Annotated in this window: 21 protein-coding genes; 9 read left to right on the forward strand and 12 right to left on the reverse strand. The window is 60.6% G+C overall.

Features of this window, described 5'->3' with window-relative positions:
- Positions 1–248: 248 nt before the first annotated feature.
- Both PKC81_RS08500 and PKC81_RS08505 read left to right on the forward strand, forming a co-directional pair.
- The gene (locus PKC81_RS08500) at positions 249–1,154 is read left to right on the forward strand and encodes a tetratricopeptide repeat protein (protein WP_324335143.1); all 906 of its coding nucleotides are present in this window, start codon (positions 249–251) and stop codon (positions 1,152–1,154) included.
- 10 nt (positions 1,155–1,164) lie between these two features.
- Positions 1,165–1,782 (forward strand): LON peptidase substrate-binding domain-containing protein, encoded by a 618-nt coding sequence (locus tag PKC81_RS08505; protein ID WP_324335053.1) that lies wholly within the window; start codon positions 1,165–1,167, stop codon positions 1,780–1,782.
- 35 nt (positions 1,783–1,817) lie between these two features.
- Here the strand turns inward: PKC81_RS08505 and PKC81_RS08510 are convergent, their stop codons facing one another.
- The 6 genes from PKC81_RS08510 to PKC81_RS08535 all read right to left on the reverse strand — a co-directional run bounded on the left by PKC81_RS08510 (position 1,818) and on the right by PKC81_RS08535 (position 6,156).
- On the reverse strand, positions 1,818–2,441 hold the full coding sequence (locus PKC81_RS08510) for a MarC family protein (protein ID WP_324335054.1): 624 nt from the start codon (positions 2,439–2,441) through the stop codon (positions 1,818–1,820).
- Positions 2,438–3,160 (reverse strand): hypothetical protein, encoded by a 723-nt coding sequence (locus PKC81_RS08515; protein ID WP_324335056.1) that lies wholly within the window; start codon positions 3,158–3,160, stop codon positions 2,438–2,440. The genes PKC81_RS08510 and PKC81_RS08515 overlap by 4 nt, the downstream gene beginning before the upstream one ends.
- Before the next feature lie 7 nt (positions 3,161–3,167).
- Entirely contained in the window at positions 3,168–4,064 is an 897-nt protein-coding gene (gene folD / locus PKC81_RS08520; protein ID WP_324335058.1) for a bifunctional methylenetetrahydrofolate dehydrogenase/methenyltetrahydrofolate cyclohydrolase FolD, read from the reverse strand.
- Entirely contained in the window at positions 4,061–4,357 is a 297-nt protein-coding gene (locus tag PKC81_RS08525) for a YggT family protein (protein ID WP_324335060.1), read from the reverse strand. The genes folD and PKC81_RS08525 overlap by 4 nt, the downstream gene beginning before the upstream one ends.
- A gap of 175 nt (positions 4,358–4,532) precedes the next feature.
- Positions 4,533–5,435 (reverse strand): acetylglutamate kinase, encoded by a 903-nt coding sequence (gene argB, locus PKC81_RS08530; protein WP_324335145.1) that lies wholly within the window; start codon positions 5,433–5,435, stop codon positions 4,533–4,535.
- Between the two features lie 49 nt (positions 5,436–5,484).
- The gene (locus PKC81_RS08535) at positions 5,485–6,156 is read right to left on the reverse strand and encodes a queuosine precursor transporter (protein WP_324335062.1); all 672 of its coding nucleotides are present in this window, start codon (positions 6,154–6,156) and stop codon (positions 5,485–5,487) included.
- Positions 6,157–6,365: 209 nt separating this feature from the next.
- Here PKC81_RS08535 and PKC81_RS08540 point away from each other — a divergent pair, with 209 nt between their 5' ends.
- Positions 6,366–7,595: a NupC/NupG family nucleoside CNT transporter gene (locus tag PKC81_RS08540; protein WP_324335064.1), complete on the forward strand. Its 1,230-nt coding sequence runs from the start codon at positions 6,366–6,368 to the stop codon at positions 7,593–7,595.
- A 118-nt stretch (positions 7,596–7,713) separates the two neighbouring features.
- Positions 7,714–8,007 carry a GIY-YIG nuclease family protein gene (locus tag PKC81_RS08545; protein ID WP_324335066.1) on the forward strand — a complete coding sequence of 98 codons (294 nt, stop codon included), beginning with the start codon at positions 7,714–7,716 and terminating at the stop codon, positions 8,005–8,007.
- Positions 8,008–8,121: 114 nt separating this feature from the next.
- Here the strand turns inward: PKC81_RS08545 and mutS are convergent, their stop codons facing one another.
- Positions 8,122–10,752: a DNA mismatch repair protein MutS gene (mutS, locus tag PKC81_RS08550; RefSeq protein ID WP_324335069.1), complete on the reverse strand. Its 2,631-nt coding sequence runs from the start codon at positions 10,750–10,752 to the stop codon at positions 8,122–8,124.
- Between the two features lie 157 nt (positions 10,753–10,909).
- Here mutS and PKC81_RS08555 point away from each other — a divergent pair, with 157 nt between their 5' ends.
- On the forward strand, positions 10,910–13,174 hold the full coding sequence (locus tag PKC81_RS08555) for an NADP-dependent malic enzyme (RefSeq protein ID WP_324335071.1): 2,265 nt from the start codon (positions 10,910–10,912) through the stop codon (positions 13,172–13,174).
- A gap of 10 nt (positions 13,175–13,184) precedes the next feature.
- Here PKC81_RS08555 and bamE read toward each other — a convergent pair whose 3' ends face one another.
- Entirely contained in the window at positions 13,185–13,670 is a 486-nt protein-coding gene (bamE, locus tag PKC81_RS08560; protein WP_324335073.1) for an outer membrane protein assembly factor BamE, read from the reverse strand.
- Between the two features lie 125 nt (positions 13,671–13,795).
- Between bamE and PKC81_RS08565 the strand changes: the two genes are divergently transcribed.
- The 3 genes from PKC81_RS08565 to PKC81_RS08575 are packed head-to-tail and all read left to right on the forward strand — an operon-like array spanning position 13,796 to position 15,465.
- Entirely contained in the window at positions 13,796–14,329 is a 534-nt protein-coding gene (locus PKC81_RS08565; RefSeq protein WP_324335075.1) for a ubiquinol-cytochrome C chaperone family protein, read from the forward strand.
- Positions 14,326–14,862, forward strand: coding sequence for a DUF177 domain-containing protein (locus tag PKC81_RS08570; protein WP_324335076.1), 537 nt, complete (start codon positions 14,326–14,328; stop codon positions 14,860–14,862). Before PKC81_RS08565 ends, PKC81_RS08570 begins: the two co-directional genes overlap by 4 nt.
- 9 nt (positions 14,863–14,871) lie before the next feature.
- Entirely contained in the window at positions 14,872–15,465 is a 594-nt protein-coding gene (locus tag PKC81_RS08575) for a CDP-alcohol phosphatidyltransferase family protein (protein WP_324335078.1), read from the forward strand.
- On the opposite strand, the gene PKC81_RS08580 is transcribed toward PKC81_RS08575, so the two are convergent.
- Genes PKC81_RS08580 through PKC81_RS08595 form a run of 4 tightly spaced genes read right to left on the reverse strand, consistent with a single transcriptional unit; the run spans position 15,457 to position 18,568 of the window.
- The gene (locus PKC81_RS08580; RefSeq protein WP_324335147.1) at positions 15,457–15,855 is read right to left on the reverse strand and encodes an acyl-CoA thioesterase; all 399 of its coding nucleotides are present in this window, start codon (positions 15,853–15,855) and stop codon (positions 15,457–15,459) included. The two genes, PKC81_RS08575 and PKC81_RS08580, sit on opposite strands and share 9 nt — an antisense overlap.
- A gap of 2 nt (positions 15,856–15,857) precedes the next feature.
- Positions 15,858–16,259 (reverse strand): type II toxin-antitoxin system HicB family antitoxin, encoded by a 402-nt coding sequence (locus PKC81_RS08585; protein ID WP_324335081.1) that lies wholly within the window; start codon positions 16,257–16,259, stop codon positions 15,858–15,860.
- Between the two features lies 1 nt (position 16,260).
- Positions 16,261–16,449, reverse strand: a complete 189-nt coding sequence (locus PKC81_RS08590) for a type II toxin-antitoxin system HicA family toxin (RefSeq protein ID WP_324335083.1) — start codon at positions 16,447–16,449, stop codon at positions 16,261–16,263.
- 43 nt (positions 16,450–16,492) lie between these two features.
- A complete protein-coding gene (locus tag PKC81_RS08595) occupies positions 16,493–18,568 on the reverse strand; it encodes a S9 family peptidase (protein WP_324335149.1) in 2,076 nt (691 codons plus the stop codon).
- Positions 18,569–18,707: 139 nt separating this feature from the next.
- Here PKC81_RS08595 and PKC81_RS08600 point away from each other — a divergent pair, with 139 nt between their 5' ends.
- Positions 18,708–20,516: an aminopeptidase P family protein gene (locus PKC81_RS08600; protein ID WP_324335085.1), complete on the forward strand. Its 1,809-nt coding sequence runs from the start codon at positions 18,708–18,710 to the stop codon at positions 20,514–20,516.
- The last annotated feature ends 48 nt before the right edge of the window (positions 20,517–20,564 follow it).

Genomic DNA, 20,564 nt, shown 5'->3' on the forward strand with positions numbered 1-20,564 from the left:
CGACCCCAACCTTGGCAAGGTTGTGCTCTACCCCTGAGCTACGCCCGCTCTGGCGGCTGGAATCAGGTGATGTCCAGCGGGTGAGGCGCGCCATTAGCAGGCGTCATCGGGGGCTGCAACCCCTTTAATCACAGGAAATTTGCTTTGCTTTTTTTCCGCTCTGCAAGCCAATCTCTTGGCATATCCGCGCCGCACCCCACATAAAGCGCATAGATGATTCGGATAACGGGAGCAGTATTTTGGCCAGCATGGGTTTGACCACCGAAGAACAAAAAGCGGTGCAGGCATTTCGGGACGAGATTGTCGAGCCGTCGATGACCAAGCTCGTCATCCTCGATTTCTGGGCCGAATGGTGCGGGCCATGCAAGCAGCTTACCCCGGTGCTGGAAAAGGTGGCGGCGGACTATGCTGAAAAGGGCGTGGTGCTCGCCAAGGTCAATGTAGACGAGAACAAGTTCATCGCCGCGCAATTCCAGATCCGTTCGATCCCCACCGTTTATGCGATGTTTCAGGGGCAGCCGGTGGCAGACCTGACCAATGCGCGCACCGAACCGCAGCTGTCCGCGATGCTCGACCAGTTGCTTGCCAAACTGCCGGTGCAGGCGGGCGCTGCGGCGGATGCCGGACCGAGCCTCGACGAAGTGGCCGCAGCAGGCGCAGAGGCGCTGGCTGAAGGGGCGAATGAAGAGGCCTATGCCATTTTTACCGAAATTCTCGGGCATGATCCCGAACATAAGGCTGCGCTGGCTGGCATGCTGGAGGCATTGATTGCGCTCGACAGAAAGGAAGAGGCGCAGGCGATTCACGCCAGCCTGACCGAAGAGCAGCGCGCCGCTCCAGCGCTGGAACGCGTCGGAACGATGCTCGCCATTGCAGCACAGGCGCGCGATCCGGACGAAATTATTGCACTGAAGGCGGCGGTTGATGCCGACCCCGACAACCATCAGGCGCGGTTTGATCTGGCCAACGCCCTGATGGCAGCGGGCGACCGCGATGGCGCCGCAGACGCGCTGCTCGCGGTCATTGCTGCCGACCGCGAATGGAATGACGGTGTGGCACGCAGCCGGTTGCTGGAGATTTTCAGCATGATCGGTCTTGAAGACCCCTGGGTGTCGGCGACGCGGCGCAAACTGTCGGCGATATTGTTCGGCTGATGGCAAGTTGATGACAGTCAAGCGGATCTCGATCTTCCCGCTGTCCGGCGCAATATTGCTGCCAGACATGCAATTGCCGCTGCATATTTTCGAACCGCGCTATCGAGCGCTGGTCAGCGATGCGTTAGCGCGCGACCGGATGATCGGGATGATCCAGCCCAAGGGCGGCGGCGAAACCCCAAGCCTGTTCTCCGTTGGCTGTCTTGGGCGTATCGGGGATGTCGAGGCGCTGGAGGACGGACGCTATAATATCGTACTGGAAGGGCTGCAGCGCTTCACCCTGTTGCGCGAACTCGATGTGACGACACCTTTCCGCCAGATCGAAGGCGAACTGTGGGAAGAAGATGAAATCGGTGAAACGCTGTCGCTTGGCGAACGTGCGGCATTGGAAATCGAATCGCGCCGTTTTGCCGATGCACAGGGCTATGCGGTGGACTGGAACGCGGTCGGTCAGCTCGACGATTTCTCGCTGGTCAACGTCATCGCCCAGATTGCGCCTTTTGATGTTGCTGCCAAACAGGCTTTGCTCGAATCGAAGGGGCTGGCAACGCGCAGCGAGCTGATCATCCAGTTGATGCAGTTTTTCGGGCGGCACGACGGATCGGACGACCGGGTTACGCTGCAGTAAGGCCCTCCTCCCGCAAGCGGGAGGGGAGAACAGCGTTACCCGCCGAAGCTGGCGCGCAAACCATCGATCACAAATTGCGCCGCCAGTGCGCCGAGCAACACGCCGAGCAGGCGGGTGATGACGGCTTCGGCCTTTGATCCCAGCACACGCATGATCGGCCCTGCCGCAACCAGTGCGATCAGTGTCAGCAGCAACACGGCACCCAGTGCGCCAAGCACCACCAAAGAGCGGTCGAGCCCCTGATTCTGGCTCATCAACAACATTACCGAGGCAATGGAGCCTGGGCCTGCAATCATCGGCATTGCCATCGGAAAGACCGAGACATCTTCGATTTCGGGCGTTTCGATGATTTTTTGCGCGCGCTCTTCACGCCTTTCGGTGCGCTTTTCGAACACCATGTCGATCGCGATCAGGAACAGCATGATCCCGCCAGCGATACGAAAGCTGTTGAGTTCGATATGCAACGCGCCGAGCAGGTCTTCGCCGAACAGCGCAAAAACGAACAATATGCCAGCTGCGATAATGGAGGCACGGATCGCCATGCTGCGCCGCTGCTGTGCCGACGCGCCTTTGGTCAGGCTGGCATAGATGGGGGCGCAGCCGGGCGGGTCGATCACCACGAAAAAGGTGATGAAGGCAGAGATGAACAGGTCGATCACGAGGCGGGCGCCGCTACATTGTCGGCAATTACAGTGTCAAAGCTCTCGCCATTCCACAACCGCACCACCACCGACCGGGCACCATTGGGCATCACGACCCAGGTAAAATTGAGGCTCTGGTCGCGCGACAACCCCATTTTCATTTTCGCGCCCTCGGGCGGGGCCGATAGCGGAGCACTCGGCTGACCCTTGCAGCTGGCCACGCGCGTTTCGATCATTTCCGGCGCGGCGCGCGGTGCGGTCAATGCGTCGCCATGATCGACGACCCATTTCCATTCGCCGTCGCCAATATAGGAAGGCGGGGCCTTATTCGGGCGTTTGCCCTTTTCATGCCATTGCCAGACAGTCGTGAAATAGCCCACCGATCCGTCAGGGCGCTGCCAAGCGCCGGTGGTCACTCCGGTCTTGCCGTCGCAGGACATGAAGGCCTTGTGCGGCTGCCATGTCACGGACTTGGGCGGGTTGGATTTTTCCCTCAGCCATTCCTGTGCGAGATTTGGCTCGGGTACGAACATGACCGCATCTTTTGCCGCGGTTTCGCGAAAGGCGGTCCATTGCCCTTTTTCTTGCGCAAGCCGGTTGAAGGCGATTTCGGCAGCGATGATCGCGCTGGGATTGGCACTGGGTGCAGTGGCGCTGCGCGGCATTGGTTGCGCTACGCACCCGCTGGCGATCAGGCTGGAGCCGACGATAAAGGGTAGCAGTTGTTTGCCGGTCATCACCGGATCATAGCCCTTCGGGGTCGGCGAGGCCAGCCCGGCGGTGCGCGGCGACCAGAGTGTTGCGCAACAGGCAAGCGATGGTCATTGGGCCTACGCCGCCCGGCACCGGCGTGATTGCTGAAGCCAGCTCGAACGCGCTTTCATAATCGACATCGCCGACAAGGCGGCCTTTGGCTTCACCAGCGGTGGGTTCAAGACGGTTGATACCCACGTCGATCACCACGGTGCCGGGCTTCAGCCAGTCACCCTTGACCATTTCGGCGCGACCGACAGCAGCGACGACAATATCGGCCTGCTGAACCCGTTGTTTCAGATCGCGGGTGCGGCTGTGTGCGATAGTGACGGTGCAGTTTTCGGCGAGCAGCAATTGCGCCATCGGCTTGCCGACGAGGATGGAACGGCCAATCACAATCGCGTCCTTACCCGACAGATCGCCGATATGGTCCTTGAGCAGCATCAGCGAACCGAGCGGGGTGCAGGGCACAAGACCGGGCAGGCCCAGCGCAAGGCGGCCGGTGCTGATCGGGGTCAGGCCGTCGACATCCTTGTCCGGACTAATCGCCTCAACCACCGCCTGTTCGTCGAGATGCTTGGGAAGCGGAAGCTGCACCAATATGCCGTCCACGCTTTCATCAGCGTTGAGTTGGCGCATCAGCGCAATCAGCTCTTCCTGTTTGGTATCGGCAGGCAGGCGGTGTTCGAAACTCGCCATTCCGGCGGCGACGGTCGCCTTGCCTTTGGAGGCGACATAGACCGCACTTGCTGCATCGTCACCAACCAGCACCACGGCCAGTCCCGGCACGCGACCGGTGGCAGCGGTAAAGGCAGGTACCGCCGTGGCGATGCGCGCGCGCAGCCCGGCGGCAAACGCCTTGCCATCAATAACCGTCGCTCCGCTCATGCAGAAAATGAATTTCTATATAGTTGTTCGAGAATGATCTGGATCGAATAAAGAGCAAATATCAGCGCCATAGGCGAAAAGTCGATCATGCCGGTGTCAGGCATGATCTTTCGGATCGGGCGTAAGACTGGATCGAGTATGGCGTTAAGCGCTTGCCACAAAGCGGCAACGAAATTGTTTGTCAGACTGACAACATTGAATGCAATTAGCAAACTTAGGATAAACTGTGCGATCACAACCGTGACTACGATATTGATCAACATTCCTAGTATCTGGATAAGCGCGAGGAGCATCTTGGTCTTCCGAAAAGGGAACGATGCGCCCGATTAGCCGAGGCTGCGCGCTGTATCAACTATCTAGAACACTAAAAACGGACGTCGCCCCGGCGCAGGCCGGGGCCGCTGTAGGTTTATCCAACGATGAAAGAGCAAGCCGATAGCGGCCCCGGCCTGCGCCGGGGCGACGGTTTTACTTATGCACGAGCGTGCCCGCACCCCTTGCGGTAAAGATTTCCAGCAGGCTCACATGCGGAACCCGCCCGTCGAGGATGACCGCCGCCTCGGTGCCGCCTTCGACCGCGGCGATGCAGGTTTCCAGCTTGGGGATCATGCCGCCGGTAACTGTGCCGTCTTCGCGCAAGGCACCAATCTGTTTGGGATCAAGATCGGTGAGCAGGTTACCCGATTTGTCGAGCACCCCGGCAACGTCGGTGAGCAGGAAAAGGCGCGCCGCGCCGAGCGCCGCTGCAATCGCACCTGCCATGGTGTCGGCGTTGATATTATAGGTCTGGCCGGTCTTGTCGACGCCGATGGGGGCGACGACCGGAATCATCCCGCTGCCCGAAATCGTGTCGAGCAGGCTGCGGTCGATATGCTTGGGTGTGCCGACAAAGCCAAGGTCGACCGCGCGTTCGATATTGCTGTCGGGATCGCGGGTGGTGCCTTCGACCTTCTCAGCGATCACGAAACCGCCATCCTTGCCCGATATGCCAACCGCGCGACCGCCGGCTTGCGCAATCCAGCTGACCAGTTCCTTGTTGATCGCGCCTGACAGCACCATTTCCGCCACGCGCGCGGTCTCTGCATCGGTGACACGCAGGCCATCGACAAAGCTCGATTCAACGCCCAGTTTTTTGAGCATCGCCCCGATCTGCGGCCCACCGCCATGGACAACCACAGGGTTGATGCCGACCGCCTTCAGCAAAACCACATCCTCGGCAAAATTGTGCGCCGCCTCCGGATCGCCCATCGCATGGCCGCCATATTTGATGACAAAGGTCTTGCCCGCATAACGCTGCATATAAGGCAGCGCCTCGGTTAGCGTTTCGGCCTTGGCGAGCATCGCGGGATCAGGAGCGTGGTTGGTCATAATGGCGCGCGGGTTAGCGCCCCATCGCTTTGCACGCAACTATATTGCAGGCTCAGGCGGTCTTGCCGTCCAATCGTTGCCCGAGCTTGACGCAGGCGGTGATCAGGATCGGCACGAACACCACCACCAAGGTCAGCTTGGCGATGATCTGGCCGGTCATGATGTCGACAATCGGCATTTCCTGGCCGCTGCCTGGATCGACCACGCCATAGAAGGCGATGGTGATGAACAGTACGGTGTCGAGTGCCTGCGAGAGAAGGCCGGCAATCAACCCGCGTAGCCACGCCGCCCGCCCGCTGCCTTCGCCTTTCAGCTTGGTGAAGACATAGACGTTCAGGGTCTGTGAAATACCATAGGAAATCAGCCCTGCCAGTTGCAGCCGCGCGCCCTGGCCAAGGATGCCCGCAAACTGGTCCTGCAAGGTCCAGAAAGGTGCGGGGGGCATCCGGATGACGATGAAGATCAGCGCCATCGATAAGATCAGCGGGATGAAACCATAGCGGACGAGCTTGTCGGCCGTGTCCTTGCCATGCAGCTCGGCGACCGCGCTCGACAGCACTACCAGCATTAGGAACGCGAAAATGCCCGATTCGACATGCAGCGGGCCGATCTCCGAAATCTTGGTGCCGAGTACGCCCGCCAGCACCACCAACCCTCCATAGAGCAGCGCATAGACGAACAGCGATCGCGGGATCATCGTTCCACTGGCTTGGTTGTCGGTCATTGCGGCTTCCCCCGTTTCTGCTTTGCTGGCCAATGGTTAGCGGCTAATTTTATTGGCGCAAGGCGGAAGGGCGCGCTAACAGCTTTGGCATAACACGTCGCCCCTGCGCAGGCAGGGGCCGCAGCAGGTTGATCCTGCTCAATCGGCTTGGGCCTCCAACGGCCCCAGCCTTCGCTGGGGCGACGACATGAATTTGGGGGAAGACGAGAATGCAAATCCTGATGAGCCTTGCCGGAATGGTGCTGATCCTTGCGATCGCCTTCCTGCTGTCCTCCAACCGCAAGGCCATCCGCCCGCGCGTCGTGCTGTCGGCCTTTGCGCTTCAGGCAGGGCTGGCGGCGCTGGTGCTATATGTGCCGTGGGGCAACCGGGTTTTGCAGGGCGCGGCGACCGGCGTTTCGAACTTGCTGGGCTATGCCAATGAAGGCACCAAATTCCTCTTCGGCGGTCTTGCCACCGATCCCTTGGGGCAGAATTTTGCGATCCAGGCGCTGCCCGTCATCATCTTTTTCGCGGCCTTCATCTCGATCCTCTATTATCTCGGGGTGATGCAATATGTGATCCGCTGGATCGGTGGCGGCCTGCAGAAAATCACCGGCATTTCGAAGGTTGAAAGCCTGTGTGCGGCCTCGAACATCTTTGTCGGGCAGTCCGAATCGCCGCTGGTGATCCGCCCTTATCTGGCGACGCTCAACCCCGCGCAGCTGTTCTGCGTGATGACGGTCGGCATGGCCGGGGTCGCGGGGACGATCCTTGCGGCCTATGCCTCGATGGGCATCCGCATCGACTATCTGATCGCTGCCGCCTTCATGTCGGCGCCCGGCGGAATCTTGATGGCAAAGCTGATCATGCCCGACGATCCGAACGAACCGGCGGTCGACGATCCCAATATCGCGCTCGACATGCATGACGATGAAAAGCCGGCCAACCTGATCATGGCCGCCTCGCAAGGCGCGCAGACCGGCGTGAAGCTGGCGGTAGCCGTCGGCGCGATGGTGTTGGCGTTCGTGGCCCTGGTCGCTTTGGCCAACGGCGTCTTGGGTGGCCTCGGCAATCTGGTTGGGCTCAAGGGGCTTAGCTTTCAGGGCATATTGGGGCAGGTCTTTGCGCCGGTCATGTACCTGCTCGGCGTGCCGTGGAACGAAGCGGTGCAGGCGGGCGGGCTGTTCGGCACCAAGATCGTCCTCAATGAATTTGTCGCTTTCATCGATCTGGGCGCGCTGAAAACACTGTCGGCACCGACGGTCGCCATCGTCACCTTCGCGCTGTGCGGCTTTGCCAATTTCAGCTCGATCGCCATCCAGATGGCCGTCACCGGCGGCCTCGCCCCCAACCAGCGCCCGATGATCGCCAAGCTGGGGCTGAAGGCGCTGGCGGCAGGGTCGTTGTCAAACCTTATGAGTGCGGCGTTGGCGGGGCTGTTTTTGTCGCTCGGGTGATTTCGAGCCCTAAACCCACCATCGTCATGCCAGCGTATGCTGGCATCTCAGGCGGAGACGCGCTTCGGCTTGAGGCACCAGCGTTCGCTGGTGCGACGGCTCAGAAGAGGGCGTGAGCGTGAACAAGGGCGGCTGGGTCTACATAATGACCAACAAGCGCTATGGCGTTTTGTATGTGGGAGTCACCGCAAACCTACTCGCGCGGATTTATCAACATCGCACTGGCCGCGGCGCTCAATTCACCCGAAAATATAATCTGAAGCGCTTGGTCTATTACGAATTCTTGCCGTCGATCGAGGAAGCGATTGTTCGAGAGAAACGGGTCAAGGCGTGGCAACGTATGTGGCGGATTGAACTGATCGAAAGCATGAACCCGGGTTGGAATGACTTGTGGGAACAATTGAATGCGTGATCGCCATTTTCCAAATGAGCGTCATGCCAGCGAAAGCTGGCATCTCATGCGGTAGTGTAAGGCGGCCTGAGACCCCAGCTTTCGCTGGGGTGACGTTTGAGGTGAGGGGAAAGGTTAAGTCTCTCCAGCCAAGCCCTTCAACTCATACAACAAATCCAGCGCCTGCCTTGGGGTGAGGGCGTCGATATCCATTCCCGACAGCTTTTCACGCACGGCATCGACCTTGGCTTCGGCGGCATCGAGCGCGGCGCCGAATAGGGGCATTTCGCCGAGGCCGGCGGCTAGACCGCCGGTTTCGGCGCGCCCCTTTTCCAATTTTTCAAGCACCTGCGCGGCGCGGGCCAGCACTGGTGGTGGCAGGCCCGCCAGCTTGGCGACCGCGATGCCGTAACTGCGGTCGGCTGGACCGTCCGAGACTTCGTGGAGCAAGACGAGGTCACCCTTATACTCCTTGGCGCGGACATGGTGGAGCGAGAGCGCGTCGAGCGTGTCCGCCAAACGGGTCAGTTCGTGATAATGCGTGGCAAACAGGCAACGGCAGCGGTTGGCTTCATGGATTCCTTCGACCACTGCCCAGGCGATGGCGAGACCGTCATAGGTTGAAGTGCCGCGCCCGACTTCGTCGAGGATCACGAAGCTGCGCTCGGTCGCTTGCGCCAGGATGGCGGCGGTCTCGACCATTTCGACCATGAAGGTCGAACGACCGCGCGCCAGATTGTCCGACGCGCCGACGCGGCTGAACAGGCGGTCGACCAGCCCTAGCCGGGCGGTGCTGGCAGGAACATAGCTGCCCGCCTGTGCCAAAATCACGATCAGCGCATTCTGCCGCAAAAAGGTCGATTTACCGCCCATATTGGGGCCGCTCACCAGCCAGAGTCGTTTCTCGGGTGCCAGATCACAGTCATTAGCGATGAAGCGCTCACCCAGCCGCGCAAGCGCGCTTTCGACAACGGGATGGCGCCCGCCTTCGATATGCAGTTCGTTTCCGGAAACAAATTCAGGCAGGCACCAACGTCCCTCTGCCGCGCGTTCGGCCAGCGCCGCCGCGACGTCAATCCGCGCGAGCGCATCGGCGCTCGCCGCAATCGCGTCACGTCGCGCAAGGACATGCCCGATCAATTCTTCCAGATGCGCCGCCTCCGCTGCCAGCGCATGGCCGGACGCCTGGGTGATGCGCAGCGCTTCTTCGTGCAGTTCGGGCGAGTTGAACCGTACCGCGCCTGCCATCGTCTGCCGATGGGTAAAGCCGCTGCCTGCCGCCATCAGCGGGTCGGCATTTTTGGAGGGCACTTCGACGAAATAGCCGAGCACGCCATTGTGCCGGATCTTGAGCGTGGAAATGCCGGTCGATGCACGGTAGCGCGCCTCCATCGCCGCAACCGCTGCCCGCCCGTCGCGCCCCGCCAGCCGCAGCGCATCGAGTGCAGCGTCATAGCCCTCGGCAATATAACCGCCTTGCGAGGCTTCGGTGGGCGGCGTCGGCACCAGCGCGCGGGTGAACAGGTCAACCATCGCGCCATGTCCGTCGAGTGCAGGAAGCAGGCTTTCCAGCAAAACGGGTCGCTCCGCCATCGCCCCTAGCCGCTCACGCAAGATGCGGGCTCCATCAAGACCGTCCCTTATCTGCCCAAGGTCGCGCGGGCTACCGCGTCCGGCGACTACACGCCCCAAGGCGCGGGCGATATCGGGCAGTTGGCGCAACGCAGCGCGCGTGCTGTCGCGCAACAAAGGCGCGTCGTGGAACCATTGCACCAGCGCGAGACGCGCCTCGATCGCGCCTTTGTCCATCAACGGGGCGGACAGGTCCGCTGCCAGTTGCCGCGCGCCCGCTCCGGTAATCGTCCGGTCAACTTCGGCGAGCAGCGAGCCTGCGCGTCCGCCGCCATTGGCCGATCGGGTGATTTCAAGGCTGTCGCGGGTCGCCTGGTCGATCAGCAGATATTGCTGCACCTCGCGGCGAACGGGCACTTTGAGGAAGGGCATCTTGCCCTGCCCGACATGCTCCAGATACGCCAGCAGGCCGCCTGCAGCGGCCAGTTCGGCTCGGCTGAGCGAAGCAAAGTCGGTGCCGCTAAAATGCGCGGCGAGGGCACCCTTGCCCGCCATGCTGTCAAAATCATCGCGCGGACGTTCGATTGCGCCAAAGGGTTGGGCGGCAAAGCCTTCGGGCGCGACCACTTCGCTTGGCCCTAGCCGCGCCAGCTCGGCCTCGAGTGCCGAGGCAGACACGCAACTCACCTCGAAATAACCGGTCGAAATATCGGCGGCTGCCAGCCCGATCTCGCCACCGGCTTCTGCCAATGCCACAAGGATGTTCGACGACCAGCTTTCGAGCAAGCTGTCCTCGGTCAGCGTGCCCGCCGTGACGAAGCGGATGATGTCGCGTGCAACCAGCGCCTTTGATCCGCCACGCGCCTTCGCTTCTTCGGGCGTTTCGGTCTGCTCGGCAATCGCGACCCGGTGTCCGGCCTTGATCAGCCGTGCCAGATAGCCTTCGGCGGCATGCACCGGCACGCCGCACATGGGGATCGGCTGCCCGCCATGTTCGCCGCGCGAGGTCAGCGCGATATCGAGTGTTTGCGATGCCGCCTTGGCGTCGTCAAAGAACAGCTCGAAAAAGTCGCCCATGCGGTAGAACAGCATGCAGTCGCCGGCTTTCGCCTTCAGTTTCAGATATTGCGCCATCATCGGCGTCGGCGTTTCGAGGCCTGGCAATGCGACATTTTTGGCTGGGCGCGAGTCCATACCCGCCTGATACCGGCTTGCCGGGGCAAGGCAACAGGGGCCTGCCGATGATTTGTGGAATAAGTTTGCCCGCCCCAGAAGCATGCAGACTTGCGCCCCTACCGTGCTTGCCGCTAGGGCGGGCGCATATCAGAAGAAAAACAAGGCAAGTAATCCCATGAGCGCAAGCGACGTCCCCTTTACCGCCCGCGAAGCATTGCTGTTCCATTCGCAGGGACGTCCCGGGAAGATCGAGATCGTCGCGACCAAGCCGATGGCAACGCAGCGCGATTTGAGCCTTGCCTATTCGCCGGGTGTCGCTGTGCCGGTGCAGGCGATCGCTGACGATCCGGCGACGGCCTATGATTATACCGCCAAAGGCAATCTGGTTGCAGTGATTTCGAACGGCACCGCGATTCTTGGTATGGGCAATCTGGGCGCACTGGCCTCAAAGCCGGTAATGGAAGGCAAGGCGGTGCTGTTTAAGCGCTTCGCCGATGTCGACTCGATCGATATCGAGGTGAAGACCGAGGATGCGCAGCGTTTCATCGATGCCGTTGAACTGCTCGAGCCGACCTTTGGCGGCATCAATCTGGAAGACATTGCTGCACCCGATTGCTTTGTGATCGAACAGACTCTGCGCGAGCGCATGAACATCCCTGTCTTTCACGACGACCAGCATGGCACCGCGATCATCTCGGCGGCCGGCCTGATCAACGCCTGTTTGCTGACAGGGCGTGAGCTGAAGGATATCAAGGTTGTCTGCAACGGTGCGGGTGCAGCAGCGATTGCCTGTACCGAACTGATCAAGGCGATGGGCGTACCGCATGGCAATGTGATCATGTGCGACCGTAAGGGCGTGATTTATCAGGGCCGCACCGAAGGCATGGACCAGTGGAAATCGGCCCATGCCGTCCCCACCGAGGCGCGCACATTGGCAGAGGCGATCAAGGGCGCCGACGTTTTCCTTGGGCTTTCGGCGGCGAATGCGATGACCAAGGATATGGTCCGCGACATGGCCGACCAGCCGATCATTTTCGCGATGGCCAACCCCGATCCTGAAATCACCCCGCCCGACGCGATGGAGGCACGGCCCGATGCTATCGTGGCGACGGGGCGTTCGGACTATCCGAACCAGGTCAACAATGTCCTCGGCTTCCCCTTCATCTTCCGCGGCGCGCTTGATGTTCGGGCGACGACGATCAACGAGGAAATGAAGATTGCCGCTGCCAATGCGATTGCCGAACTGGCACGCGAAACGGTGCATGAAGATGTGGCGGCGGCTTATGGCGGCAATGCGCAAAGTTTTGGCCGCGATTACATCATCCCCGCCCCGTTCGACCCGCGCCTGATCGAGGTTGTATCCTCGGCGGTGGCCAAGGCAGCGATGGACAGCGGCGTTGCGCAAAAGCCGATTGCCGATATGGATGCCTATCGCGCCTCGCTGCGCGCCCGGCAGAATCCGACGACGTCGGTGATGGCACAGGTTTACGAAGCCGCCCGCGCGAAACCGAAACGGGTGATTTTTGCCGAGGCGGAGGAAGATGTCGTGCTGCGCGCCGCCGTGCAGTTCCGTCAGGATGGCTATGGCACGCCGGTGCTGGTCGGGCGCGACGCAACCGTGCTTGCCAAGCTACAAGCCATGGGCGTTGCCAACCCCGAAAGCTATGAGATCCACAACAGCGTTTCCAGCCCGCTGGTGCCCGCGATGGTCGACCGGCTCTATTTGCGCTTGCAGCGCCGGGGTTATTTGCGCCGCGATATCCAGCGCATGGTCAACCGTGATCGCAATATTTTCGGCGCGCTGATGCTGGCAATGGATCAGGGCGATGCGATGATCACCGGTATCACCCGCACCTTTGCGCAAACGATGCGCGAATTGCGGCGCGTGCTCGATCCGAAAAAGGGCGAAATACCCTTTGGCATTCATGTGCTTGTCGGCAAGACGCACACCGTCTTCATGTCGGACACCACGGTTAATGAACGTCCGAGTTCGGAAGAGCTGGCCTATATCGCCGAACAGACTGCACAAGTTGCGCGCCGTATGGGGCATACGCCGCGCGTCGCCTTCCTGTCCTATTCAACCTTCGGCAATCCGGCGGGAAATTGGCTGGGCAATATCCGCGAGGCTGTGGCGCTGCTCGACAGCCGCAAGGTCGCCTTCGAATATGAAGGCGAAATGGCCCCTGACGTTGCACTCAACCCGGCGCTGATGGCCAACTATCCCTTCTGCCGCCTGTCAGGCCCGGCCAATGTGCTGGTCATGCCGGGGCTGCAATCGGCCAATCTTTCGGCCAAGCTGCTGCGCGAACTGGGCGGCGATCAGGTGATCGGGCCGATGCTGGTGGGCATGGAAAAGCCGGTGCAGATCGCGACCATGTCGTCGAGTGCGTCGGAAATCGTGGCCTTGGCGGTGCTCGCTTCAGCCGGGGTGGCGCAATAAGCGCTGCGGCTTATGGGCGACCGCCCGAGCTTCCAGCGCCGCCAGCCCCGGGGGCACCCACCGCACCGATATTACCAAACAGCTCTTCGAAGAAGCTGGTGTCACGGCCAAGCGTCGGGGTTTTGTCACCTTCAGGGCTCAATTGCGCAACATTTTCCATGCCGCGCTGGTTCACCGCGATAACATTGCCCGCATTGTCGAATTGCACATGCAATATGGTCTGTGCGGTCGGGCGCGGGTTGCGGAATGCGAGTTGCTTGGTATCGCGTGCATAATAATACCAGTCATTCGGGCTGAACTGGCCCACAAATGTCGGGCGCCCCAAAGTCCCCTGCACCGAATCTTTATTATCCACCCCGGCCTGAACCGAAGAGATCAGCGTTGCATCACCAATATAGCCCTGATGCCCGCGAAACTGCGTGCAGCCTTGTGCCAACAGGGCGGTCCCCGCCAATGCGGCTAGTTTCAGGGCAGTCGAAATTCGGGTCTTCGGCATGTTTGGGCCTTTTAAGTCTTTAAGCGGCATTGCCATTGCATCCTTGGGCGGCAATGGCAATATCCATCGCGAAATGAACGGCGGATGAGCCGCCAGTCTAGCGCACCTATCGGGAGTTTTTCATAATGTTGCTGTTGCAGCGCCTGTTCGGAAAGAAAGAGGCCGATCCGCGTGATGCCCTGCGCCCGCTTTATGCGCAGATCATCGCCACCGCGCGCCAGCCACACTGGTTTGTCGAGGGCAAGGTGGCCGACACAATCGAAGGCCGCTTTGAAATGGTCGCAACCATATTGTCGCTGGTGCTGCTGCAATTGGAAAAAGATGTCGAGCAGGCCGGTGCGACCGCACTGCTGACCGAACTGTTTGTCGAGGATATGGACCCGCAGCTGCGCGAAGTCGGAATTGGCGATATGATCGTCGGCAAGCATATCGGGCGATTGGTTAGCGCACTGGGTGGCAGGCTGGGGGCGTATCGCGACGCACTGGATGCACCGGACAGAGCGGCTGCTTTTGAAGCGGCGCTGGTCCGCAATCTTTATGCGGGGGTGGGGCCTGGCGCTGCGGCGCTTGCCCATGTGCGCGACACCGCATTGGCCTTTGCCGACCGGCTGGCCAGCACGGAAGCAGATGCCATCCTCGCGGGCGGGATCGACGGATGACCTCCCTTCCTGCCCCTGAGTTCAGCGTCACCGTGCCCTTGTCGGAGATCGGTTCGACCGTGGTCCGTCGACAGCTTGCCGCCAACGCCACCGAGCGCGCCGCGCTCGCCAAGCGTTTTGACCTTTTGGCGCTCGACCTGCTTGAAGCGGACGTCCGTTATCACCGTGAAGGTGAGGCGATTGTCCTTGAGGGCCAGTTGCGGGCCGAGGTGCAGCAGGCTTGCATTGCCACCGGAGAGGCCGTGGCGGTCAAGGTACAGGAGCCGCTCAACATCCGCTTTGTAGCCGATCAGGGCCATGAACCCGATGCCGAAATCGAACTTGCCGCTGATGATTGCGATACGCTGACGCATGATGGGCGGGTGATTGATCTGGGCGAGGCCGTGGCCCAAAGCCTTGCTCTCTCGCTCGACCCCTTTCCGCGCAGCCCGAACGCCGATGCCGTCTTGAAGGCCGCCGGGGTGAAGGATGAAAGCGAGGCCGGCCCCTTCAGTGCGCTCGCGGCGCTCAAGGAAAAGCTGGAAAAGAAATAGGCTTAAAGATTGTTCGACACCCGCCTGCGCCAGCTGATTGATCCTTTGCTCAACCGGATGGGCGCGTGGGTTGCACGCAGCGGTATCGGCGCGAATGCCATTACATTGACGGGTGCAGCGCTGGTCGTGCCGCTTTTCTATTCGCTGCTGCTGCAAAATTGGCTGGCGGCGCTGGCTTTGCTTGCGGCCAACCGTTTGCTCGATGGCCTCGACGGCGCAGTTGCGCGCATTCGGGGCCCGAGCGTGTGGGGCGGCTATCTCGATAGCCTGTGCGATTATCTGTTCTACATCGCCGTGCCGCTGGGTTTCGCCTTTGCATCCCCCGCCAATGAGCTGTCGGCGCTGATTTTGGTGGCGAGCTTCACCCTCACCGCCGTCAGTTTCCTCGCGCTCGCCGCGATCCTGGCGGGGCGCGATTTGGGGCATGGGGCCAAGGCCTTTACTTACTCGACCGGACTGATGGAGGGGGGCGAGACAATCGCCTTATTCATCGCGATGTGCCTGTTTCCGGCGCTGTTCCCGCAATTGGCGATGCTGTTTGCAGCCTTGTGCTTTGTCACGGTGCTTCACCGGTTATGGCAGGCGCGAAGCCTGTTACGCTGACGCGAGAAAAGGCGCCGCCACTTCGGCGGGCACTCGCATCAGCCGCCCTGATGCCCGGTCGAGCATCGCCCAGGTGGTGTTCGCGCTGACAATGACCTTACCCGCCGCATTCACAAACTCGACCCGCCGGTCAAAAGTTGCCCCGCGCGGCGGCTTTTCGATCCAAGTTCGCCCGGTCACGCTCTCCCCTAGCGCCACATTGCCGCGATAGTCGATCTCGTGCCGCGTCACGACCCAGATATAGGCATCGACATGCTCGGGCGCTGCGGTCGCCGCCCAATGCGATGTCGCCATATCCTGAATCCACCGCACCCACACGGCATTGTTGACATGGCCCAGCTCGTCAATGTCTTCAGGGGTGGGGATGAAAGGGCGGGTGAAGGGTGTCAGACCTAAGCCGCTTTCTTGTCTTCAAGTGTCAGTTGCGCCACATAGCCCGAACGGCTTGATCCAGCTGCTTCTGCAAGCGCATCCAGTCGTTTCAGGACGCGACGCGGCAATGTGATGTTCACGCGTTCGATTGTATCATCAAGCAAGGCAGGATCGATGGACACAATAGCAAAAATCCAGCCCTCAAATTCCGGATTCAGACGAATATTATCCAAACTGGAGGGCGTGGGAATGGCATCCCCCGCATCCAGCGTAGAATCGATCCAAAGCGCAATCGCTTCTTCGGCATTTGACATCGCCTCGTCCAATGTATCGCCTGCCGAAAAGCAGCCGGGCAAATCGGGAACGACCACGCCGAAGGCCGTTGTTTCATCTCCCGGTTCGATCGCAATGGGATAGCGCATATCAGCCTCCTTTAGTTCCAGCCTGTTTGCGGATTGATGCGATCAGACCTTTGCCCAAGTCCTTTTTAGGGTGCGGCACGGACACATGCCCCGGTCGCTCCGCATGGACAAAGATATGGTGCGATCCGCGCACACGATGAAGGGTCCAGCCGATCGCCTGAATTTCACGGATCAGGTCGGCACTCCTCACAGTGTGTATAGCACACACACATTGAGATTTGTCAATGCCAATCTCACTCCCCCAACCCCAATTGCCAAACCAGAAACGCGGCCTCCTCGGCATTTTCGCGCAAACGGTCAAAGCGCCCGCTCTTACCGCCATGGCCTGCGCCCATATTGGTTTTGAGCAGCAGCACATTGTCGTCGGTCTTCATCGCGCGCAATTTTGCGACCATCTTGGCGGGTTCCCAATAGGTGACCCGCGGGTCGTTTAGGCCGGCGGTCCAAAGCATCGGCGGATAGGCCTTTGCCGCGACATTATCGTAAGGCGAATAGCTGCGGATATAGTCGAACGCCGCCTTGTCGGTGATCGGGTTACCCCACTCAGGCCATTCGCCGGGGGTCAGCGGCAATGTCTCGTCGAGCATGGTGTTGAGCACATCGACAAAAGCGACATGTGAAACGACCGCGCCGAAAATTTCGGGGGCCTGGTTCACCACCGCACCCATCAGCTCGCCGCCCGCCGAACCGCCGCTCGCAGTCAGCTTGCCTTTGCTCGTATAGCCCATCTCGATCAGCGCCTTTCCGGCGTCGACAAAGTCGTTGAAGGTATTGGTCCGCTTAGTCAGCTTGCCGTCGAGATACCATTGATAGCCAAGGTCATCGCCGCCCCGGATATGCGCGATCGCATAGGTAAAGCCGCGGTCGACATAGCTCAGCCGGTTGGCCGAGAAGCCCGGCGGCATCGCATAGCCATAGGCACCATAGGCATAGAGGTGGAGCGGCTGGCTGCCGTCCTTTTTGAAGCCCTTTTTGGATAGGATCGACACCGGCACCTTAGTGCCGTCGCGCGCGGTGATCATCACCCGCTCGGTCTGGTACTGGCCCGCGTCATAACCGCTGGGGATTTCCTGCACCTTCAGCGTTTCGAACGCGCCGGTGGCGACCGTGTAGTCGAACACCGTGTCGGGGGTGACCATCGATTCATAGTCTAGGCGCAGTTTCTGCACATCATATTCGGGGTTGTCGCCAAGCCCCGCGACATAACTCGCCTCGGCAAATTTGATGGGCTCGGCCTTGGTCGGGCTGTCGTACCGCCGCACCTCGACTTGATCGAGCCCGTCGATCCGGCCCTCGGTAACAAAGAAATCCTTGAACAGCGAAACGCCGGTCAAATAATGCTTGTCCGATCCCGCGATCAACGTGGTCCATTCGCCGGGAGCTTTAAGGCTGGCCGTGGCGACCCGGAAATTCACATGATCGTCGTTGGTCAGGATGTAGACCGTGCCGTCGCGGACATCGACGCTATATTCGCGGCCCACCTTGCGCGGGGCAACGAGGATCGGCTCGGCCAACGGATTGTCGGCAGGTACCAGCCGCACTTCGCTGGTCACATTGTCGCCGGTGGCGATGATGATCCAGTCCTCCTGTGCGGTGATGCCGACGCCGACGCCAAAGCCGATATCAGCTTCCTTGTAGAGCAGCTTGGCGTTCTTCGGATCGTCCCCCAGCCGGTGGTAATAGGCATTGTCCGTGCGCCAATTTTCGTTGGCGAGGCCATAGACAAGGCCCTTGCTGTCCTTGGTCCAGACGATGCTCGACAGCGTGCCCGGAATGATGTCGGCCAGCTCTTCGCCGGTTTCGAGGTTGCGGACGTGCAGGTCGAACCGTTCGGAGCCATTGTCGTCATAGGCATAGGCCAGCAGCTTGCCGTCCGGACTCACCTCGGCTGCACCCAGCCGGAAATAATCCTTGCCCTCGGCCAGTCTGTTTTCATCGAGGATCAGCTGGTCGGCGCCGCCCTTGACCGGCTTCCGGTAATGCTTCCGATACTGCGTGCCCTCATCGAATTTCGACCAATAGATGTAATCGCCGTCCTTCTGCGGGACCGAGCTGTCATCTTCCTTGATCCGCCCTTTCATCTCCTGAAAGATCGTTTCGACCAGCTTTTCCTGTGGCTTCATCTGCGCTTCGAAATAGGCGTTTTCCTTTTCGAGATGCGCCAAAATCTCTTCATTCTCGATCTTCGGATAGCCCTGATCGCGCAGCCAATGATAATCGTCGGTTATGGTCACGCCATGCACGGTGGTGCTGTGCGGGCGCTTTTCGGCGATGGGGGGCTGGACTTGGGTGTCGGTCTTGGCGGTCATGCTGTCTTTCTTCATATCGTCAGCCAGCACCGGTGCGGCGCTGATGCAAAGGGCAATCGAGGTTCCGAGTTTCAGGAGCAGTTTCATATGCGCGATGTCCTCACTATATGGGACAGACAATTAGATTCAGGAATCAGCCATGTCCACCTATGAAGCCCGCCTCGCTGCCTTGCGCGAACAGTTGAAGACTGACCGTTTGGACGGTTTCGTCATCCCCATCTGCGACGAGCATATGAGCGAGTATATCGGCGAATATGCCCAGCGTCTGGCATGGCTCACTGGCTTTGGCGGTTCGGCGGGGACGGCGGCAGTGCTTTCCGAGGAAGCCGCGATTTTCGTCGACGGGCGCTACACCATCCAGGTGCGCGAGCAGGTCGATGGCAAGCTGTGGCAATATCAGCAGGTGCCGCAGACGAGCGTTGCCGACTGGTTGAAGAACAATGCGAAGCAGGGCGCACGGATCGGCTATGATCCATGGGTGCATACAAAGGGATGGGCCGATGCGGCGGCTAAAGCACTGAAATCGGTCGGGGCGGAACTCGTCGCGGTCGGCGAAAACCCGATCGACAAGGTCTGGGCGGGCCGCCCCGATCCTTCCGACGCCAAGCTGATCGTGCTCGGCGACGAATATACCGGGCAGGGCAGTGCGGAGAAACGCGCAGCAATTGCTGACTGGCTGGCCGAACGGAAGCTGGATGCCGCAATCCTCTCCGCGCTCGATAGTGTAGCATGGGCGTTCAACATCCGGGGTAGTGACGTATCGCGCACCCCGGTCGCGCTCTCCTTTGCGGTGATCAATGGCGATGGTACAGCCGATTTCTATGTTGAGCCCGACAAGATCACCGACGAGGTGCGGCAACATCTGGGCAATGCCGTGCGGCTGCACCCACGCACCGCCTTTGCGCCTGCGTTGCAAGCGATGCAGGGCAAGAAGGTTGCCGTCGATCCCGAACGCGCGGTCGCGGCGATCTTCGACAAGCTCGCGGCGGGCGGGGCAGAAATTGTGCAACTGCGCGACCCCACCGTCATCCCGCGCGCGCAAAAAAATCCGGTCGAACAGGCCGGGCACCGCGCCGCGCAGGCACGCGATGGCGCGGCACTCACCCGCTTCCTCCACTGGCTGAGCATTGCAGCCCCCAAAGGCAGCGAGACCGAATTGAGCGCTGCCGCCAAGCTGCAAAGTTTCCGCGAGGCGACCGGCAAGCTGCGTGATCTGAGCTTCGACACCATCTCAGCCGCCGGGCCCAACGCCGCGCTGCCGCATTACAGGGTCGATGAACAATCGAACCGACGGATCGAGCCAGGCAGCATCTATCTGGTCGATAGCGGCGGGCAATATCTCGATGGCACCACCGACGTCACCCGCACCGTCTGGGTCGGTCCCGGGGAGCCCACTGCCGAGATGAAGGACCGCAACACCCGCGTGCTCAAGGGCCATATCGCGCTCACCCGCGCGGTCTTTCCCGAAGGCACGGCAGGCAGCCAGCTGGATGCCCTCGCGCGGCAATATCTTTGGGCCGCAGGTGTCGATTATGCGCATGGCACCGGCCACGGCGTCGGCGCATTCCTCTCGGTCCATGAAGGCCCGCAACGCATCGCCAAATCGGCAGGCGGTCAGGCCGGAACCGGCGAAACCCTCCTCCCTGGCATGTTCCTTTCGAACGAGCCCGGTTATTACAAGACCGGCGCCTACGGCATCCGCATCGAAAATCTCGTGCTGGTCGAAGAACGGCAGATCGAGGGCGCGGAAGGCACCTATTATGGCTTTGAAAACCTCACCTGGGCACCGATCGACAAGGCATTGGTGGATACGGACTTGCTAACCCGCGACGAACTGCGCTGGTGGGATGAATATCATACCCGCGTGCTGGAGATTGTCGGGCCGCAGCTGGAAGGCGACGCCAAGGCTTGGCTTGAGGAGGCTTGTGCGCCGCTAGGGCGGGGGTAACCACCCCTAAGATTGACAAACTACCTGCACAAACTAGCCTCTCCGCAG

Origin of the sequence: Sphingorhabdus sp. (assembly GCF_035329025.1) — a bacterium.
GTDB lineage: Bacteria > Pseudomonadota > Alphaproteobacteria > Sphingomonadales > Sphingomonadaceae > Sphingorhabdus_B.

Excerpts from the sequence above, each read along its gene's own strand:
- PKC81_RS08500 (WP_324335143.1), top strand. The coding sequence starts at position 249 with ATGGGTTTGACCACCGAAGAACAAAAAGCGGTGCAGGCATTTCGGGAC.
- PKC81_RS08505 (WP_324335053.1), top strand. The coding sequence starts at position 1,165 with ATGACAGTCAAGCGGATCTCGATCTTCCCGCTGTCCGGCGCAATATTG.
- PKC81_RS08515 (WP_324335056.1), bottom strand. The coding sequence starts at position 3,160 with ATGACCGGCAAACAACTGCTACCCTTTATCGTCGGCTCCAGCCTGATC.
- folD (WP_324335058.1), bottom strand. The coding sequence starts at position 4,064 with ATGAGCGGAGCGACGGTTATTGATGGCAAGGCGTTTGCCGCCGGGCTG.
- PKC81_RS08525 (WP_324335060.1), bottom strand. The coding sequence starts at position 4,357 with ATGCTCCTCGCGCTTATCCAGATACTAGGAATGTTGATCAATATCGTA.
- PKC81_RS08535 (WP_324335062.1), bottom strand. The coding sequence starts at position 6,156 with ATGACCGACAACCAAGCCAGTGGAACGATGATCCCGCGATCGCTGTTC.
- PKC81_RS08540 (WP_324335064.1), top strand. The coding sequence starts at position 6,366 with ATGCAAATCCTGATGAGCCTTGCCGGAATGGTGCTGATCCTTGCGATC.
- mutS (WP_324335069.1), bottom strand. The coding sequence starts at position 10,752 with ATGGACTCGCGCCCAGCCAAAAATGTCGCATTGCCAGGCCTCGAAACG.
- PKC81_RS08555 (WP_324335071.1), top strand. The coding sequence starts at position 10,910 with ATGAGCGCAAGCGACGTCCCCTTTACCGCCCGCGAAGCATTGCTGTTC.
- bamE (WP_324335073.1), bottom strand. The coding sequence starts at position 13,670 with ATGCCGAAGACCCGAATTTCGACTGCCCTGAAACTAGCCGCATTGGCG.
- PKC81_RS08565 (WP_324335075.1), top strand. The coding sequence starts at position 13,796 with ATGTTGCTGTTGCAGCGCCTGTTCGGAAAGAAAGAGGCCGATCCGCGT.
- PKC81_RS08570 (WP_324335076.1), top strand. The coding sequence starts at position 14,326 with ATGACCTCCCTTCCTGCCCCTGAGTTCAGCGTCACCGTGCCCTTGTCG.
- PKC81_RS08585 (WP_324335081.1), bottom strand. The coding sequence starts at position 16,259 with ATGCGCTATCCCATTGCGATCGAACCGGGAGATGAAACAACGGCCTTC.
- PKC81_RS08595 (WP_324335149.1), bottom strand. The coding sequence starts at position 18,568 with ATGACCGCCAAGACCGACACCCAAGTCCAGCCCCCCATCGCCGAAAAG.
- PKC81_RS08600 (WP_324335085.1), top strand. The coding sequence starts at position 18,708 with ATGTCCACCTATGAAGCCCGCCTCGCTGCCTTGCGCGAACAGTTGAAG.